At 70.3% G+C, this 16,969-nt stretch carries 18 protein-coding genes and 1 tRNA gene; 6 read left to right on the plus strand and 13 right to left on the minus strand.

Annotated elements, in window-relative coordinates; genetic code table 11:
• Positions 1 to 57: 57 nt before the first annotated feature.
• A complete protein-coding gene (locus tag ACFC0D_RS14120) occupies positions 58 to 705 on the minus strand; it encodes a hypothetical protein (RefSeq protein ID WP_376434603.1) in 648 nt (215 codons plus the stop codon).
• Positions 706 to 752: 47 nt separating this feature from the next.
• Between ACFC0D_RS14120 and ACFC0D_RS14125 the strand changes: the two genes are divergently transcribed.
• Entirely contained in the window at positions 753 to 941 is a 189-nt protein-coding gene (locus ACFC0D_RS14125) for a DUF5703 family protein (RefSeq protein ID WP_005319466.1), read from the plus strand.
• Positions 942 to 992: 51 nt separating this feature from the next.
• On the opposite strand, the gene ACFC0D_RS14130 is transcribed toward ACFC0D_RS14125, so the two are convergent.
• The 3 genes from ACFC0D_RS14130 to ACFC0D_RS14140 all read right to left on the minus strand — a co-directional run bounded on the left by ACFC0D_RS14130 (position 993) and on the right by ACFC0D_RS14140 (position 3,662).
• Positions 993 to 1,766 (minus strand): chaplin, encoded by a 774-nt coding sequence (locus ACFC0D_RS14130; RefSeq protein WP_376434605.1) that lies wholly within the window; start codon positions 1,764 to 1,766, stop codon positions 993 to 995.
• A 173-nt stretch (positions 1,767 to 1,939) separates the two neighbouring features.
• The gene (chpH, locus tag ACFC0D_RS14135) at positions 1,940 to 2,173 is read right to left on the minus strand and encodes a chaplin ChpH (RefSeq protein WP_376434607.1); all 234 of its coding nucleotides are present in this window, start codon (positions 2,171 to 2,173) and stop codon (positions 1,940 to 1,942) included.
• Between the two features lie 163 nt (positions 2,174 to 2,336).
• On the minus strand, positions 2,337 to 3,662 hold the full coding sequence (locus ACFC0D_RS14140; RefSeq protein ID WP_260230230.1) for a M20/M25/M40 family metallo-hydrolase: 1,326 nt from the start codon (positions 3,660 to 3,662) through the stop codon (positions 2,337 to 2,339).
• Between the two features lie 208 nt (positions 3,663 to 3,870).
• On the opposite strand from ACFC0D_RS14140, the gene ACFC0D_RS14145 reads away from it, so the two are divergent.
• Positions 3,871 to 3,958, plus strand: a tRNA-Leu gene (locus tag ACFC0D_RS14145).
• Positions 3,959 to 4,015: 57 nt separating this feature from the next.
• On the opposite strand, the gene ACFC0D_RS14150 is transcribed toward ACFC0D_RS14145, so the two are convergent.
• Positions 4,016 to 4,468, minus strand: coding sequence for a hypothetical protein (locus ACFC0D_RS14150; RefSeq protein ID WP_376434609.1), 453 nt, complete (start codon positions 4,466 to 4,468; stop codon positions 4,016 to 4,018).
• Positions 4,469 to 4,621: 153 nt separating this feature from the next.
• Between ACFC0D_RS14150 and ACFC0D_RS14155 the strand changes: the two genes are divergently transcribed.
• A complete protein-coding gene (locus tag ACFC0D_RS14155; RefSeq protein WP_376434611.1) occupies positions 4,622 to 5,548 on the plus strand; it encodes an RluA family pseudouridine synthase in 927 nt (308 codons plus the stop codon).
• On the opposite strand, the gene ACFC0D_RS14160 is transcribed toward ACFC0D_RS14155, so the two are convergent.
• The 4 genes from ACFC0D_RS14160 to ACFC0D_RS14175 form a co-directional block, all read right to left on the minus strand.
• On the minus strand, positions 5,532 to 6,161 hold the full coding sequence (locus ACFC0D_RS14160) for an MBL fold metallo-hydrolase (RefSeq protein ID WP_376434613.1): 630 nt from the start codon (positions 6,159 to 6,161) through the stop codon (positions 5,532 to 5,534). The two genes, ACFC0D_RS14155 and ACFC0D_RS14160, sit on opposite strands and share 17 nt — an antisense overlap.
• Positions 6,161 to 7,249 carry an S-(hydroxymethyl)mycothiol dehydrogenase gene (locus ACFC0D_RS14165; RefSeq protein ID WP_376434615.1) on the minus strand — a complete coding sequence of 363 codons (1,089 nt, stop codon included), beginning with the start codon at positions 7,247 to 7,249 and terminating at the stop codon, positions 6,161 to 6,163. Before ACFC0D_RS14165 ends, ACFC0D_RS14160 begins: the two co-directional genes overlap by 1 nt.
• A 135-nt stretch (positions 7,250 to 7,384) precedes the next feature.
• Positions 7,385 to 8,854, minus strand: coding sequence for an amino acid permease (locus ACFC0D_RS14170; RefSeq protein WP_376434617.1), 1,470 nt, complete (start codon positions 8,852 to 8,854; stop codon positions 7,385 to 7,387).
• A 195-nt stretch (positions 8,855 to 9,049) separates the two neighbouring features.
• Positions 9,050 to 9,751, minus strand: coding sequence for a FadR/GntR family transcriptional regulator (locus tag ACFC0D_RS14175; RefSeq protein WP_137990333.1), 702 nt, complete (start codon positions 9,749 to 9,751; stop codon positions 9,050 to 9,052).
• A gap of 139 nt (positions 9,752 to 9,890) precedes the next feature.
• On the opposite strand from ACFC0D_RS14175, the gene ACFC0D_RS14180 reads away from it, so the two are divergent.
• The 3 genes from ACFC0D_RS14180 to ACFC0D_RS14190 all read left to right on the plus strand — a co-directional run bounded on the left by ACFC0D_RS14180 (position 9,891) and on the right by ACFC0D_RS14190 (position 12,468).
• A complete protein-coding gene (locus ACFC0D_RS14180; RefSeq protein WP_376434619.1) occupies positions 9,891 to 10,412 on the plus strand; it encodes a gluconokinase in 522 nt (173 codons plus the stop codon).
• An 88-nt stretch (positions 10,413 to 10,500) separates the two neighbouring features.
• Positions 10,501 to 11,898 (plus strand): gluconate:H+ symporter, encoded by a 1,398-nt coding sequence (locus tag ACFC0D_RS14185; protein ID WP_376434621.1) that lies wholly within the window; start codon positions 10,501 to 10,503, stop codon positions 11,896 to 11,898.
• Positions 11,899 to 12,042: 144 nt separating this feature from the next.
• A complete protein-coding gene (locus tag ACFC0D_RS14190; RefSeq protein WP_376434773.1) occupies positions 12,043 to 12,468 on the plus strand; it encodes an ASCH domain-containing protein in 426 nt (141 codons plus the stop codon).
• A gap of 72 nt (positions 12,469 to 12,540) precedes the next feature.
• Here ACFC0D_RS14190 and ACFC0D_RS14195 read toward each other — a convergent pair whose 3' ends face one another.
• The 4 genes from ACFC0D_RS14195 to ACFC0D_RS14210 all read right to left on the minus strand — a co-directional run bounded on the left by ACFC0D_RS14195 (position 12,541) and on the right by ACFC0D_RS14210 (position 16,904).
• Positions 12,541 to 13,620, minus strand: a complete 1,080-nt coding sequence (locus ACFC0D_RS14195) for a sensor histidine kinase (RefSeq protein WP_376434623.1) — start codon at positions 13,618 to 13,620, stop codon at positions 12,541 to 12,543.
• Complete coding sequence (locus ACFC0D_RS14200; RefSeq protein WP_376434625.1) at positions 13,613 to 14,308, minus strand: response regulator transcription factor; 696 nt, start codon at positions 14,306 to 14,308, stop codon at positions 13,613 to 13,615. The genes ACFC0D_RS14195 and ACFC0D_RS14200 overlap by 8 nt, the downstream gene beginning before the upstream one ends.
• A gap of 68 nt (positions 14,309 to 14,376) precedes the next feature.
• Positions 14,377 to 15,081: a VanZ family protein gene (locus tag ACFC0D_RS14205; protein ID WP_376434627.1), complete on the minus strand. Its 705-nt coding sequence runs from the start codon at positions 15,079 to 15,081 to the stop codon at positions 14,377 to 14,379.
• Between the two features lie 167 nt (positions 15,082 to 15,248).
• Positions 15,249 to 16,904: an FAD-binding dehydrogenase gene (locus ACFC0D_RS14210; RefSeq protein ID WP_376434629.1), complete on the minus strand. Its 1,656-nt coding sequence runs from the start codon at positions 16,902 to 16,904 to the stop codon at positions 15,249 to 15,251.
• Positions 16,905 to 16,969 lie beyond the last annotated feature (65 nt).

Below are 16,969 nucleotides of genomic sequence, written 5' to 3' on the forward strand. Positions count from 1 at the left end.
GATACACACAGTTGGTGTCCCGCCCTCCGCCGTACTTCATGCGCGCGGCTGTACGCCTCAGGCGTCCTGCTGCTCCATGCCGTCGTCGGGTTCGTCGTCGAAGACCGCGCTGACGTCGAAGCGGCAGACGATCTGCTCGGGATCGGCGTGCTCGAAGGGGGCGTTCAGCCACTCCCCCGGGTCCGGCAGCTCCTCCGCGGCCGAGACCCAGAGGGTGGAGTCGCCCTCCTCCAGGCCGAACTCCTTGTGCCGTGATGCGATTTCGTCCGGTTCGTACTCCCCGAAGAGCACGCCGAGGGCGGCGTGCGTGCTGACACCGACGACGGGGGCGGTGTCCGCGCCCTCCTCGTCGCTCTCCAGATCGGCGATGCGCTGGGCCTGGGCGAGCAGCCGCTTCGGCTCCACCACCGCGTAGTCGCGACGGATCAGCACGCTGAGGGCGTGCGGCTCCTCGGGGCCCGCGTACGGCGGCAGCGAGTCCTCGGCGCCCGGGATCTCGAAGGGGGTGACCTCGTCGTACCGGTCGTAGAGCCGCTCGTCGTACGCCTCGGCCGCCGCGGCGAGGGCGTTGAAGGCTTCGTAGACGGCCGGGTCGTCGTCTCCGGAGCGGCGCTCGACCGCCTCGAGGTGACGGTCCAGTGCGGCTTTGACCGCCTCGGCGGCGGCACGTACCTCGGCAGCGGTGGGCTGCGCAGCATCAGACATGAGACGCACGCTATCCGTACCGGGCCCGTGCCCGCACAATAGATGCGATGCCGGAATACGAATTTGTCGACGTGTATGTGCCCCGCGGCGTCTCCCGCAAGGAGGCGACGCGGCTTCTGACCGACCATGCCGAGTACGGGCACTGGGAGTTGGACCGACTGAGCCTGCACCGGGACGGCAGCCGCAGGGTGCGGCTGCGCCGGCGCATCATCCGTCAGGTCCGCGCCACCTGGTGACATGAGAAGGGGCCCCGCCGTGCGGGGCCCCTGTTGCGTCGCGCGGGCTCCCTAGGCGGAGCGGCGGGCGCGGCGGTAGAGCAGCGAGCCGGCGAGCAGCAGACCGGCGCCGGCCGGGACGATCATCCCGAGCGGACCCGAACCGGTCTCTGCGAGCTCCTCGGTGGCCTGAGGCTGCGTGATGGTGTGCGCACCCGGCGTGTTCGGCCCGTTCGGCGTGCCGGGGTTGCCGGACTCGCCCGAGTCACCGGGGTTGCCAGGAGTCCCGGGGTTGCCGGGCGTACCCGGGTTACCGGGATTCCCGGGGTTGCCGGGGTTGCCGGGGTTGCCCGGGTTACCGGGGTTACCGGGGTTACCGGGGTTGCCCGGGTTCCCGGGGTTCCCCGGGTGACCCGGGTGCGTGGGCTCGACGCCGTTGCCGCACCCGTTGCCGAACGTCGGGTTGAGGCCGCCGATGACCGTGACGCTGTTGCCGCACGCATTCACCGGGACGTCGATCGGCACCTGCACGGTGTTGCCGGAACCGACACCCGGCGAGTTACTGGTGCCGCCCTCGGCCGAGGAGCCGCCACGGCCCGGCTTCGAGACGTTGGCGCACGTGTTGCCGAAGGCCGGGTTGATCAACCCGATGACACTGATGGTGTTTCCGCAGGCGTTCACCGGAACGTGAACCGGCACCTGGACGTTGTTTCCGGACGCGACGCCCGGGGAATTCGAGGCCTTGCCGTTCGCACCCGAATCGGCATTCGCATAACCACCGCCGAGGGCGATGACGCCGCCCGCGGCCGCAATGGTGATCAGGCCTTTGCGTGTGACCTGTCGCATAGTTGTTCCCTGCCTTCTCGGCTTCTGCCTTCCGAGCTTCGGAGCCGCCGAGCTGTGAAAGAAGAGGGCCACCGGGCACGACGCCCGGGGCGGAAATGCCCACCGGCCCCGGAGCGCATGGCACGCACTCCGGGGCCGGACCGGCTCAGACCCTCACGGGTCGAGACACAACGTCAGGCGTTGATGCAGGTGTTGCCGAAGGTGGGGTTCAGCAGCCCGATCACGGAGATCGTGTTGCCGCACACGTTCACCGGGACGTGAACCGGCACCTGGACAACATTGCCCGAGAGCACGCCGGGGGAACCGATGGCGGCACCCTGGGCACCCGAGTCGGCAACGGCCATGCCCGCACCCGCGAGAACGAGACCGCCAGTGGCAGCCGCAGCGGCGACGACCTTCTTGATCATTATTCCTCCTTGTTGGCAATGCGATCCCATGCCGCGGACCGCACCACCTGTAACGAGGAGGAGGTATTGGGGCTACGAGCGTATGAGCGCATTCACTCTTTCCGGTCACAGGCGTACGCGCGGCCGAATATCGGAAGGCGCCGCGGAAAGCCTGCCGGGCGACTCAGGAGGCGTCGATGAACCGGTCGAGGACGCGGACGCCGAACTTCAGTCCGTCGACCGGAACACGCTCGTCCACGCCGTGGAACATGCCGGCGAAGTCCAGCTCCGGCGGCAGCTTGAGCGGCGCGAAGCCGAAGCAGCGGATACCGAGGTCGTCGAAGGACTTGGCGTCGGTGCCACCGGAGAGCATGTACGGCACGGCACGGGCGATGGGGTCCTCCGCCTTGAGGGCCAGCTGCATCGCGTCGACGAGGTCACCGTCGAAGCTGGTCTCCAGGGCCTTGTCCCCGTGCACGTCCTCGCGCTTGACCCGCGGCCCGAGGATCCGGTCGAGATCGGCCAGGAACTCCTCCTCGTAACCCGGCAGGAACCGTCCGTCGACATGCGCCGTGGCCTGGCCCGGGATGACGTTGACCTTGTAGCCGGCGCCGAGCATGGTCGGGGCGGCGGAGTTGCGCAGCGTCGCGCCGACCATCTTGGCGATGCCGCCGAGCTTGGCGAGCGTGGCCTCCATGTCCTCGGGATCGAGCGGGGTGCCCAGGGCGTCCGAGAGCTCGTCGAGGAAGGACCGTACGGTCTTCGTGACCCTGACCGGCCACTGGTGGCGCCCGAGCCGGCCGACGGCCTCGCAGAGCTCGGTGATCGCGTTGTCGTTGTTGGTCATCGAGCCGTGGCCGGCGGTGCCCTCGACGGTCAGCCGCATCCAGTGCATGCCCTTCTGGGCCGTCTCGACCAGGTAGAGCCGCAGGTTCTCGTTGACGGTGAAGGAGAAACCGCCGACCTCACCGATCGCCTCCGTCACCCCGTCGAAGAGGTCCCGGTGGTGGTCGACGAGGTGACGGGCGCCGTAGGTGCCGCCCGCCTCCTCGTCGGCGAGGAAGGCGAGGACGATGTCGCGCGGGGGCTTGCGGCCGCTGCGCATCCGGTCGCGGACGACCGCGAGGGTCATCGCGTCCATGTCCTTCATGTCGACCGCACCCCGGCCCCAGACGCAGCCGTCGGCGACCTCGCCGGAGAAGGGGTGGTGGGTCCAGTCCTCGGCGTTGGCCGGCACGACATCGGTGTGGCCGTGGATGAGCAGGGCCGGCCGGGAGGGGTCCTCGCCCTCGATACGGGCGACGGTGGAGGCCCGCCCCTTGTGCGACTCGATGATCTTGGGCTCGAGACCGACCTCCGCGAGCTTCTCGGCGACGTACTCCGCCGCCGCCCGCTCGCCGGGGCCGGAGTGGTCGCCGTAGTTGCTGGTGTCGATGCGGATGAGGTCGCGACAGAGGTCGACGACCTCATCCTCGCCGGTGACGCTCCGGGCCGTGTTCGACTCGCTCACGCTGCTTCCTCCCACTACGTGCCCCACGTGCTTGCTGGTGGTCGCCCCCATCCTCCCGCGCGGCGGCCCGGGACCCAAGGGCGGCCCTCGACCGACACGCGGCTGTCACACGGTTCCGGCCGGAACAGGGGTGGTGATCGGCCACTCCGAATGTTTGCTATGGTTTTCCACGTCGGAACGGCCGAGCGGCCGGAAAGACAGACACCTTGTCCGGGTGGCGGAATGGCAGACGCGCTAGCTTGAGGTGCTAGTGCCCTTTATCGGGCGTGGGGGTTCAAGTCCCCCCTCGGACACCACACGAAGCCCCGTCGAGATCTTCTCGACGGGGCTTCGGCGTTCCCGGCCGGCGTCGGTCAGCCGTTCTCGATGGAGGGTCGGGCCGCCGGGATGAGCGGTCCGTCGACCTTCACGTCCCGGCCCGCCGTGATGGAGCCGCCGCGGATCTCGACGACGGAGCCGTCCAGGGCGACGGTGCCGGCGTTGTCGATCCGTACGGTGCCCGAGTCGTCGTCCGCCTCGGCCGCCTCGCGCAGGAGTGCGGCGAGGGAGCGGGCGAACTCGGGGTCGTTCTCGGCCAGTTCCTGAAGGTGGTCCTCCACCGCGCCGCGCCGGTTGGTGTTGTCGGGCTGGTCCTGGAGGCGGCGCAGGGCGCCCTCGGCGACCGGGTCCCCGCTGAAGCGGGCCGTGACGGTGTCCCAGAGGCGGCACATCCGGTCATCGACGGCGGAGTCGACCGTGGCGCCGGCGAGATGATCGGCGTAGCGGGCGATCAGTGTGACGACTGCGCCCACGGCGAGCGGTTCCATGCGGGGCCCCCTAGGTGTCAGCGGCAGTGTGCTCCTTCCCCCGCGCGGAGGTCGCTACGCGGCGTGAAGGCGGGCTCGCTCTACGCAGTTCGGCCGAGGTGGGTGCGCGGCTGTGGGCGTAGGGAGGCGTAGAGGGGTGGTTACCGTGGTGCGGTGAGACGCAGAACGAAGGCTCCGGCGGCGCCGCTCCCCCAGCGCGACGGCATCGATCCGGCACGCGTCCGGCTGCCGGAGGATCCTGACGGCGCCTGGGCGACCGTCGGGGATCATCTGCGGGACCGCTTCGGGGGCGCCGTCGGGATCGCGCGGGTCGAGGAGATGCTCGCGGGCGGGCGGTTCGTGACCACGGACGGGCCCTTGGACGGGGAGGAGCCGTACACCGCCGGGCTGCATCTCTGGTTCCACCGGGACTTTCCGGCGGAGGAGCGGGTGCCCTTCGAGATCGGGATCGTGCATCGGGACGAGCGGATCCTGGTCGTCGACAAGCCGCACTTCCTGGCGACGATGCCGCGCGGGCGGCATGTGACCGAGACGGCGCTCGCCCGGCTGCGGCGGGAGCTGGGGCTGCCGACGTTGCAGCCCGCGCACCGGCTCGACCGGCTGACGGCCGGTCTGGTGCTGTTCGTGGTGCGGCCCGGGGACCGGGGGGCGTACCAGACGTTGTTCCGGGACCGGTCGGTCGGCAAGGAGTACGAGGCGGTGGCGCCGTACGACCCGGCGGTCGCGCTGCCCGTGACGGTGCGGAGCCGGATCGTGAAGGAGCGTGGGGTGATGGCCGCCCGGGAGGAGCCGGGCGAGCCGAACGCCGAGAGCCGGATCGAGCTGGTCGAGCACCGGGAGGGGCTCGGGCGCTACCGGCTGCTGCCGGCGACCGGGCGCACCCATCAGCTGCGGGTGCACATGAACGCGCTGGGGCTGCCGATCCTGCACGATCCGGTCTATCCCGTGGTGCGCGAGGACGGGCCGGAGGACTTCGGGCGTCCGCTGCAACTGCTCGCGCGGACGCTGGAGTTCACCGACCCGTTCTCGGGCACGCCGTTGAGGTTCGAGAGCCGGCTGCGGCTCAGTGGCCTCGGCTGATCCACTCCTCCAGGTGCGGCGCCTCGGCGCCGATCGTGGTGGTGTCGCCGTGGCCGGTGCGGACGACCGTCTCCGGCGGGAGGGTCAGCAGCCGGTCGCGGATCGAGTCGACGATCGTGGGGAAGTGGGAGAAGGAGCGGCCCGTCGCGCCGGGGCCGCCCTGGAACAGAGTGTCGCCGGTGAAGACGGTGCCCAGGTCGGGGGCGTGGAGGCAGACCGCTCCGGGGGCGTGACCGGGCGTGTGCAGGACCTTGAGGTCCGTGCCGGCGATGGTGAGGGTCTGGCCGTCGGCGAGTTCGCCGTCGGGGGTGTGGTCGGGGTGGGTCTGCTTCCAGAGCGGCTGGTCGTCGGGGTGGAGCAGGATCCGGGCGCCTGTGGCGGCGGCCAGGGCCGGGGCCGCGTCGATGTGGTCGTTGTGGGCATGGGTGCAGACGATCGCGCGCAGGGTGCGGCCGTCGAGCGCGGCGAGGATGGCGGCGGCGTCGTGGGCGGCGTCGATGACGATCGCCTCCGTGTCGTCACCCACGATCCAGACGTTGTTGTCGACGTCCCAGGTGCCGCCGTCGAGGCTGAAGGTGCCGGAGGTGACCAGGTGGTCGATGCGTGCCGCCATCAGAGGACCACCACCGAGCGCAGGACGTCGCCCTCGTGCATCCGGGCGAAGGCCTTCTCGATGTCGCCGAGGCCGATGGTCTCGGTGACGAAAGCGGCGAGGTCGATGCGGCCCTGCTGGTGCAGGTCGACGAGCATCGGGAAGTCGCGGGAGGGCAGACAGTCGCCATACCAGGAGGACTTGAGCGCGCCGCCGCGGCCGAAGACGTCCAGGAGCGGGAGTTCGAGCCGCATCTCGGGGGTGGGGACGCCGACGAGGACGACGGTTCCGGCGAGGTCGCGGGCGTAGAACGCCTGCTTGTACGTCTCGGGGCGGCCGACGACCTCGATGACGACGTCGGCGCCGAAGCCTCCGGTGAGCTCGCGGATCGCTTCGACGGGGTCGGTGGAGCGGGAGTTGACGGTGTGGGTGGCGCCCATCGCCCGCGCGGTCTCCAGCTTGCGGTCGTCGATGTCGACGGCGATGATCCTCGCCGCGCCGGCGAGGCGGGAGCCGACGACCGCCGCGTCGCCGACGCCGCCGCAGCCGATGACGGCGACGGTGTCGCCGCGGCCGACGTTGCCGGTGTTGATGGCGGCGCCGATGCCGGCCATGACGCCGCAGCCGAGGAGCCCGGCGACCTCGGGGGCGACGGACGGGTCGACCTTGGTGCACTGGCCGGCGGCGACCAGGGTCTTCTCGGCGAACGCGCCGATCCCCAGGGCCGGGGAGAGTTCCTGGCCGGTGGAGGCCAGCGTCATCTTCTGCTCGGCGTTGTGGGTGGCGAAGCAGTACTGGGGGCGGCCGCGCAGACAGGCCCGGCAGGCACCGCACACGGCACGCCAGTTGAGGATGACGAAGTCCCCGGGGGCCACGTCGGTGACGCCCGCGCCGACCGACTCGACGATGCCCGCCGCCTCGTGGCCGAGGAGGAAGGGGAACTCGTCGTTGATGGCACCCTGTTTGTAGTGGAGGTCGGTGTGGCAGACCCCGCACGCCTGGATCTTCACCACGGCCTCGCCCGGGCCGGGGTCGGGAATCACGATCGTCTCCACCCGCACGGGTTCGTTCCTGCCGGGGGCGACGACCCCCTGGACCTGCTGCGCCATCGGGTACTTCCCTTCCTCGGTAAGGCTCTTGGGTACCACTATCTCCTGACAAAGGGCGAGACCCCCGCAGGTTCTGCCTGCGGGGGTCTCTTCACCCGTGGGGGGTGCCGTGGGGGGTGTACGCGGTGGGAGCCGTCAGTCCTTGTACGTGGCGGCGGTCGCGCGGACCCGCTTGCGCACCAGGAACCAGCCGCCGACGAGCAGGAGCCCGATCAGCGGGAGGCAGTTCACGGTGGTGCGGCTGATGCCACCGTCCATCCACATCAGGACGAGGACCGAGCCGAGGAAGACCAGCGTGACGATCTGGGTGTACGGGGCCCAGGGCAGCTGGTACCCGGGGCGGGTGACCCGGCCTTCCTTGGAGCGGTTCACGAAGAGCAGCGAGCAGACCATGATCATGGCCCAGGTGCCGATGATGCCGATGGAGGCGAAGTTCAGGACGAGCTCGAAGGCCTCGCCGGGCATGAGGTAGTTCAGGCCGACACCGAGGACACCGAAGGCGGCGGTCAGCAGGATGCCGCCGTAGGGCACGCCGCCCTTGTTCATGACGCCGGTGAACTTGGGCGCGGAGCCCGCGAGCGACATGGAGCGCAGGATGCGGCCGGTGGAGTAGAGACCCGAGTTCAGGCTGGAGAGCGCGGCGGTGAGGACGACCAGGTTCATCACGCCGGCGGCGCCGGGGATGCCCAGCTTGTCGAAGACCGTGACGAAGGGGCTCTGGTCGCCGGAGTACGCGGTGTACGGCAGGAGCAGGGCGAGGAGGACGACGGAGCCGACGTAGAAGAGGCCCACGCGCCACATGATCGAGTTGATCGCCTTGGGCATGATCTTCTCGGGGTTCTCGGTCTCACCTGCGGCGACGCCGCACAGCTCGACGGAGGCGTACGCGAAGACGACACCCTGGATCAGCAGCAGCATCGGCATGACACCGCTGGGGAAGATGCCGCCGTTGTCGGTGATGGTGGAGAAGCCCGGGGTGTGGCCGCCGACGTCGTGCGAGGTCACGATCAGGAAGATGCCGATCAGCATGAAGGCGACGAGCGCGCCGACCTTGATGATCGCGAACCAGAACTCCATCTCGCCGAAGTACTTCACCGAGATGAGGTTGGCGGCGAGGACGACCGCGAGGGCGATCAGGGCCAGGATCCACTGCGGGACGTCGCTGAACATGGCCCAGAAGTGGGCGTAGGTCGCGGCCGCGGTGATGTCCGCGATGGCGGTCGTCGACCAGTTGAGGAAGTAGAGCCAGCCGGCCGTGTAGGCGCCCTTCTCGCCCATGAACTCACGGGCGTAGGAGACGAAGGCTCCGGAGGAGGGGCGGTAGAGGACCAGCTCGCCGAGGGCCCGCACGACGAAGAAGGCGAAGACGCCGCAGACCGCGTACGCGATGAACAGGGACGGTCCGGCGTTGGCCATGCGGCCACCGGCACCGAGGAAGAGGCCGGTTCCGATCGCGCCACCGATGGCGATCATGTTGATGTGCCGGGACTTCAGGTCCTTGCGGTACCCGGCGTCACCGGCGTCGACGTGGGGGGACGCTCCGGATGCCGTCGCCGGTGGCGTGGCGGACAGCGTGTCGGCCGCAGGGAGGGTGCGGTCACTCATGGAGTTGTTCGCCTTCGTGAGGGGGAGGGTCTGTGCGGTACCCGGCCGCGCGCGTGGAGGGTCGTCCACGGCTCTCACGGCCAGCGCACATCGTCACGGCAAGGCGGGATTTCAGCAGTGGCCAATGTCACTGAACGCCCTTATTTGAGCTACTTCTGAGGTTCCTACGAGGCAAACGCCTGGGATCGGAAGGTTTTACGGCGCGAGAACATCCAGTTCCTTGAGCGCGCCGACCGCGATCTGCCGGGTCAACTCCTCGGCGCGGGCCGCGTCCCTCTCCCGTACGGCCTCGGCGACCTGGACGTGGAGGGTGACGGCGGCCGGGTCGGGGTCCTCGAACATCACCTGGTGGTGGGTACGGCCGGTGAGCACCTCGGCGACCACGTCGCCGAGGCGGGCGAACATCTCGTTGCCGGAGGCGTTGAGGACGACCCGGTGGAAGGCGATGTCGTGGACGAGGTACGCCTCCAGCTGCCGGCCGCGCGAGGTGGCGACCATGCCGAGCGCCTGCTCGGTCAGCTCGCGGCACTGCTCGGGGGTGGCGTGGACGGCGGCGAGTCCGGCGGCGACCGGTTCGACGGCGGAGCGCAGCACGGTGAGCGAGCGCAGCTGCCGGGGTCGGTCGGCGCCGGCCAGGCGCCAGCGGATGACCTGGGGGTCGTACACGTTCCACTGCGCCGTCGGGAGGACGATCACGCCGACGCGGCGGCGGGACTCGACCAGGTGCATGGACTCCAGGACGCGGACGACCTCGCGCACGACGGTGCGGGAGACGTCGAAGCGCTGGGCGAGCTCGTCGGTGCGCAGCACGCTGCCGGGCGGGTACTCCCCCGCGGTGATCGCGAGGCCCAGGGTGGCGAGGACGTGCGGATGAAGCCCCTGGGCCGGTGTCGTCATGGAGGTCAGCCTACGCGGGCACCAAGATCGGGAACAAAAAGTATGACTTTAATGTCACAAGCTCTTGAATACGTCGTACTCAATGGGTTTCATGAGCGCGACGGAATCGATGTCGAAGAAGACAGCGAGGCACCACCCCATGAGCACCACCTCCCCGACGGCCCCTCAGGTCGTCGTCGTGATGGGCGTCGCCGGCACCGGCAAGACGACCATCGGTCCGCTGGTCGCGGACGCCCTTGGAGTCCCCTATGCCGAGGGCGACGACTTCCACCCGGCGGCGAACGTCGCCAAGATGTCGGCCGGCATCCCGCTGGACGACGCGGACCGTGGCCCTTGGCTCGACGCGATCGGCGAGTGGGCGCACGGCCGCGAAGGTCACGGCGGGGTGGTGAGCAGTTCCGCCCTGAAGCGGATCTACCGGGACCGGCTGCGGGCGGCCGCCCCGGGCGTGGTCTTCCTCCATCTCACCGGCGACCGCGAGCTGATCGAGAAGCGGATGAGCGAGCGCAAGGGGCACTTCATGCCGACCGCGCTGCTCGATTCCCAGTTCGCCGCCCTGCAGCCGTTGCAGGACGAGGCGGGTGTCGCCGTCGACGTCTCCGGCTCCCCCGAGGAGATCGCCGCCCGGGCGGTCGCCGCGCTGCGCCGGCTCACCGGCTGATCTCCGAACGCCGGCCGCACCCCGGTCGTACGACCGCCGCCGTACCCCCGTCGCCCTCCTGCCCCCACCCGTCCCCTAAGGAATCACCGTGACCAGTCTCAGCGTCGAGATGCTGGCAGCGGATGCCGTCGAGCCGATCACCTCGGCCGGCAACGCCCAGCTCGGCGTCGCCGTGCTCGCCGGCATAGCCGTCATCGTCCTGCTCATCACCAAGTTCAAGCTGCACGCCTTTCTGGCGCTGACCATCGGGTCGCTGGCCCTCGGCGCGTTCGCCGGAGCCCCGCTCGCGGCGACCATCGACTCCTTCACCTCCGGCCTTGGCAAGACCGTCGCCGGCGTGGGTGTGCTGATCGCGCTCGGCGCGATCCTGGGCAAGCTGCTCGCCGACTCCGGCGGCGCGGACCAGATCGTCGACACGATCCTCGCCAAGGCGAGCGGCCGGTCCATGCCCTGGGCGATGGTGCTCATCGCCTCCGTCATCGGTCTGCCGCTCTTCTTCGAGGTCGGCATCGTGCTGCTGATCCCGGTGGTGCTGCTCGTCGCCAAGCGCGGCAACTACTCGCTGATGCGGATCGGCATCCCGGCGCTGGCCGGTCTGTCGGTCATGCACGGACTGATCCCGCCGCACCCCGGCCCGCTGGTCGCCATCGACGCGCTGGGCGCCAACCTCGGTGTCACGCTCGCCCTGGGTGTCCTGGTCGCCATCCCGACCGTGATCATCGCCGGTCCGCTGTTCTCCAAGTACGCCGCCCGCTGGGTGGACATCCCGGCCCCCGAGAACATGATTCCGACGCGCCCCTCGGAGGACCTGGAGAAGCGCCCCGGCTTCGGCGCCACCGTCGCGACCGTCCTGCTGCCCGTCGTCCTGATGCTGGCCAAGGCGCTGGTCGACATCGTCGTGGACAACCCGGACAACGGTCTGCAGAAGGTCACCGACGTCATCGGCTCGCCGCTGATCGCGCTGCTCGCGGCCGTCATCGTCGGCATGTTCACGCTGGGCCGCGCGGCCGGCTTCACCAAGCAGCGGCTCTCCACGACCGTCGAGAAGTCCCTCGCCCCGATCGCGGGCGTGCTGCTGATCGTCGGCGCGGGCGGCGGCTTCAAGCAGACGCTGATCGACGTCGGCGTGGGCCAGATGATCCTGGACTTCTCCAAGAACTGGTCGATCCCGGCCCTGCTGCTCGCCTGGCTGATCGCCGTGGCGATCCGGCTCGCGACCGGCTCGGCGACCGTGGCGACGATCTCGGCGGCCGGCCTGGTGGCCCCGCTCGCCGAGGGCATGGGCACGAGCGAGACGGCGCTCCTGGTGCTGGCGATCGGTGCCGGTTCGCTCTTCTTCAGCCACGTCAACGACGCCGGTTTCTGGCTGGTGAAGGAGTACTTCGGGATGAACGTCGGCCAGACGATCAAGACCTGGTCGGTGATGGAGACGATCATCTCGGTCGTCGGTATCGGCTTCGTCCTGCTGCTGTCGCTGGTGTTGTAGCCGCGGCCGCCGACTCCCCCGCACACGGACCGGGTCCGGACGCCGCCCAGGCGTCCGGGCCCGGTCTCGTGCGTATCGCCGCGTGCCACACTTCGGGGCATGGAGCAGACCGAGAGCGCCGAACAGGCGGAGAACGCCGAGCCGGTGGAGAACCCCGAGTCCCTCAAGCCCTTGGCTCTGGCCTTCCCCGGGCCGCTGCGCGACCAGCTGGTGGCCGCGGTCCTGTCGGGTGAGAAGACCTCGACGACGGGTCTCATGGTGGAGTTCGAGGTGGAGGGCGAGGAACTGCCGCGCGTGGGCGAGCGCTGGGCCCTGCTCGACTCGGAGGAGCGGCCGGTGGCCGTGGTGGAGACGACGGAGGTACGGGTGCTGCCCGTCGGGGAGATCGACCTGCCGTTCGCGATCGACGAGGGCGAGGGGTACACGACGGTCGCCGAGTGGCGGGCCTCCCATGACAGGTTCTGGCACGGCGCCGAGATGCGGGAGTTCCTCGGGGACCCGGACTTCACGGTGACCGACGCGACGACGGCGGTCGCGGAGCGGTTCAAGGTCGTACGGCGGCTGGGCTGAGGCACCGGGTCGCACCGCGGGGGCGAGCCTCTCGAGTCGAACGACCCGGCGTGCCCCGCTCGGTGACGATGCCTACGGCGTGCCGGGAAGCCTGACCGTGACGAGGAGGCCGCCGGCGGGGCGGGGGACGAGGTCGAGGGTTCCGTCGTGGGCGCGGACGATGCTGTGCACGATGGCCAGGCCGAGGCCGACGCCGGCGTGCTCGTCGGTGCGTACGCGTTCCGATCCGCGCTGGAAGGGCTCGGTGAGGGTCGGTACCAGTTCCGGTGGTAGCGGATGGCCCGTGTTCTCGACCCGCAGCACGCTCGCGTCCTGCCGCGCTTCGGTGTGGACCGTCACGGTGCCGCCGGCGGGGAGGTTGTGGACGACGGCGTTCTGGACGAGGTTCGTCACCATCCGCAGCAGAAGCTCCGCGGAGCCGCTGGTCCGGGCCGCCCCGCCGGTGACGTCGATCGTGATCCGGCGCTGTTCGGCGAAGGGAAGCAGCGTTTCGGCGGCTTCCTCGGCGAGGAGGGAGAGGTCGACGCCGGCGCGGGCGAAGTGTCCGCGGTCGCCTCGGCTGAGCACCAGAAGGGCTTCGGTGAGGTCGATGGCCCGCGTGTTGACCGCGTGCAGGCGCTCGATGAGTTCGCCCCGGCCCCGCGTGGGGTCCTTGCGGGCGACGTCGAGGAGCGTCCGCGAGATCGCCAGCGGGGTGCGCAGTTCGTGGGAGGCGTTCGCGGCGAACCTCCGCTGCTCGGCGACGTGGGACTCGAGCTGTCGGAGCATCGAGTCGAACGCGTCGGAGAGTTCACGGAATTCGTCCTGGCGGCCCTCCATACGGATCCGGTGGGACAGCGACCCGTTCCCGGCCATCCGTGCAGCATCCGTGATCCGAGTGAGGGGTGCGAGCATCCGGCCGGCGAGGATCCATCCCCCGACGAGGCCGAACACGAGCAGGAAGAGCATCGCCACGGCCGCGGCGGGGGCGAAGGTGTGCACAAGGAGGTAGCGGTTGGGCGAGATCCCGAGAAGGCCCTGGGAGTTGTCGGGTACGTGGCGCAGCAGGAACACCCACACCACGGCCAGCAGGAGAGCGCCGGCGACGGCCAGGAACCCTGCGTAGCTGAGGGCGAGTCTCAGTCGGGCGCTGAGCCCTGGGCGTCTATGCATGCGCACTGCCCGGACGGTGTGTGTCGGGGCCCGTCTCGATGCGGTAGCCGACGCCGGGCACCGTGGCGATGATCCATGGTTCGCCGAGCCGTTTGCGCAGGGCGGAGACGGTGATGCGCACGGCGTTGGTGAGGGGGTCGGCGTTCTCGTCCCAGGCCCGTTCCAGCAGCTCCTCGGCGCTGACGACACCCCCCTCGGCGGCGACGAGGACTTCCAGGACGGCGAACTGTTTGCGGGTGAGCGCGACATGGCGTCCGTCGCGGAAGACCTCCCGGCGGAAGGGGTCGAGCCGCAGGCCCGCGATCTCGCGGACCGGGGGCCTGGCGTACGCGCGTCTGCGGTCGAGCGCCCTCAGCCGCAGGACGAGCTCCCGCAGCTCGAACGGCTTGGTGAGGTAGTCGTCGGCGCCGAGCCCGAAACCGGAAGCCTTGTCGTCGATCCGGTCGGCAGCGGTGAGCATGAGGATCGGGATGCCGCTGCCGGAGGCGACGATGCGCCGGGCGACCTCGTCGCCGGAGGGGCCGGGGATGTCGCGGTCGAGGACCGCGAGGTCGTAGGAGTTGACGCCGAGCAGTTCCAGGGCGGAGTCGCCGTCCCCGGCGATGTCGGCGGCGATCGCCTCCAGCCGGAGACCGTCACGGACGGCTTCCGCCAGGTAGGGCTCGTCCTCCACGATCAGTACGCGCATGCCCGAAGCCTAAGCAGCACGACATATCGCCGACGTATGCGACGACCCGCAGGCACCGGACACGCGGCTCACCCCGCCGGTGCCATCGCGGGGCGAGGCCGGTCCGACGGCGCCTCCGCCGTCGTGCGCCACCAGCGGCGCGACGCCACTCCGGCCAGCGCGGCGCCGGCGGCGTTGACCAGTACGTCGTCCACGGAGGACACCCGGTCGAGGCTCAGGACGTACTGCGCCGTTTCGACCAGGACCGAGCAGCCCGCCCCGAGCGCCAGGATCCGCGGCACGGACGCCACGGACGCGAACCGCATCGGGGCGAAGAACCCAAGAGCCGCGAAGACGAGCAGGTTGCCGACGATCCCGAGCGGCCCCATCGTGACCAGGTCCCGCAGCGGTACCAGGCTCACCCGGGCCGGGACGAAGCCGGCCCCGCCGCCCGGCATCATGGTCATCCACAGGAACGGCACCGTCCCGTGCACCATGCCCACCTCGGCCAGCGACGTCCGCCACGCCGAGGGGACGCCGGCGGCACGCCGACGGCGCGCCAGAGCCCAGACCACCAGCGCGGCCAAGGGCAGTGCGACCAACGTCATGAGCACCACACCGTTGAACGTGTCGAGGCAGCCGTGCCACCGCCCGGCCATGCACCTCGGAGCGGACATCATGAGCGGCCCCCGCACGACGAACAGGGCGCTCGCGATGCCGAGGGCCGCCAGGCCGAGGAGCACGATCCTTCGCGTGCGACGGGGCGGTGTCGAAAGGGATGCGTTGTGGTTCACGCAACCCATGGAAGACGGAGTGCCGTTGCGGTGGCGTATGCGTTTTTCGATACGCCCGCGATACACGGCATCCCCGGCGTCGAGGAACCGGCGCGAGCCGGCAGTGGGACGCACCGGTTACGGGACGGCCTGGCCGGCCGCCTGACCGGCCGCCCTAGCCCACCGCCCTAGCCCACCGCCTTCGCCGCCGCCCTGCCCGCCGCGCGGCCCGAGAAGATGCAGCCGCCGAGGAAGGTGCCCTCCAGGGAGCGGTAGCCGTGGACGCCTCCGCCGCCGAACCCGGCCGCCTCGCCCGCCGCGTACACCCCTTCCAGTACCTCGCCGTCCTCCTTGAGCACCCGCGACGACAGATCCGTCTCCAGACCGCCGAGCGACTTCCGGGTGAGGATGTTCAGGCGTACGGCGATCAGCGGGCCGGCCTTCGGATCCAGGATGCGGTGCGGGGACGCCGTACGGATCAGCTTGTCGCCCAGGTACTTGCGCGCACCCCGGATCGCCGTGACCTGAAGGTCCTTGGTGAAGGGGTTGGCGATCTCCCGGTCCCGGGCGGTGATCTCGCGGCGCAGCTCCGCCTCGTCGATCAGCGGCTCGTCGGTCAGCGCGTTCATGCCCCGGACCAGGGCGGACAGATCCTTCTCCACGATGAAGTCGACACCGTGGTCCATGAACGCCTTCACCGGTCCCGGCACGTCCGCGCGGGCCCGGCCGATGACGTCCCGGATCGACTTGCCGGTGAGGTCGGGGTTCTGCTCGGAGCCCGACAGGGCGAACTCCTTGCCGATGATGCGCTGGTCGAGCACGAACCAGGTGTGGTCGTAGCCGGTCTTCATGATGTGCTCGAGCGTGCCGAGGGTGTCGAAGCCGGGGAAGAGGGGAACGGGCAGCCGGCGGCCGCGGGCGTCCAGCCAGAGCGAGGACGGTCCCGGCAGGATGCGGATGCCGTGCTTGGCCCAGATCGGGTTCCAGTTCTCGATGCCCTCGGTGTAGTGCCACATCCGGTCGCGGTTGATGTGGTGCGCACCGGCCGACTCGGTGATGCCGAGCATCAGCCCGTCCACATGGGCGGGGACGCCGGAGAGCAGCTTGGCGGGCGGGGTGCCGAGCCGGTCCGGCCACTGCGCGCGGACGAGATCGTGGTTGCCGCCGATGCCGCCCGAGGTGACGATCACCGCCTGGGCGCGGAGTTCGAAGGTGCCGGTGGCCTCCCGGCTGCTCGCGGTGCCGCGCTCCGCGGTGGAGGGCGCCAGGATCTCGCCGCTGACGGTGTCCACGGCGCCCGCCGTGCGGCCGAGGCCGGTGACGCGGTGGCGGAAGCGGAAGGTGACGAGGCCCCGGGCGACGCCCTCGCGGACCCGCTGCTCGAAGGGGGCGACGAGGCCGGGGCCGGTACCCCAGGTGATGTGGAAGCGGGGCACCGAGTTGCCGTGCCCGTTCGCGTCGTACCCGCCGCGCTCGGCCCAGCCGACGACCGGGAAGAACCGGACTCCGCGGGAGTGCAGCCAGCTGCGCTTCTCGCCCGCGGCGAAGTCGACGTACGCCTCCGCCCAGCGCCGCGGCCAGTGGTCCTCCTTGCGGTCGAACCCGGCGGTGCCGAGCCAGTCCTGGAGCGCGAGCTCGTGGCTGTCCTTGATCCGCATCCGGCGCTGCTCGGGCGAGTCCACGAGGAAGAGACCGCCGAAGGACCAGTGGGCCTGGCCACCGAGGGACTGCTCCGGCTCCTGGTCGAGCAGGATCACGCTCCGGCCCGCCTCCACGAGTTCGGCGGTGGCGACGAGCCCGGCGAGGCCGGCTCCGATCACGATCACATCAGCGTCGTACGACATGGACCGAATCTTGGATACACGGATGTATCGAGTCAACAGTTCGGACCGTGCAGACCCCTCCCGCT

Origin of the sequence: Streptomyces sp. NPDC056222, assembly GCF_042264065.1 — a bacterium.
Taxonomy (GTDB): Bacteria; Actinomycetota; Actinomycetes; order Streptomycetales; family Streptomycetaceae; genus Streptomyces.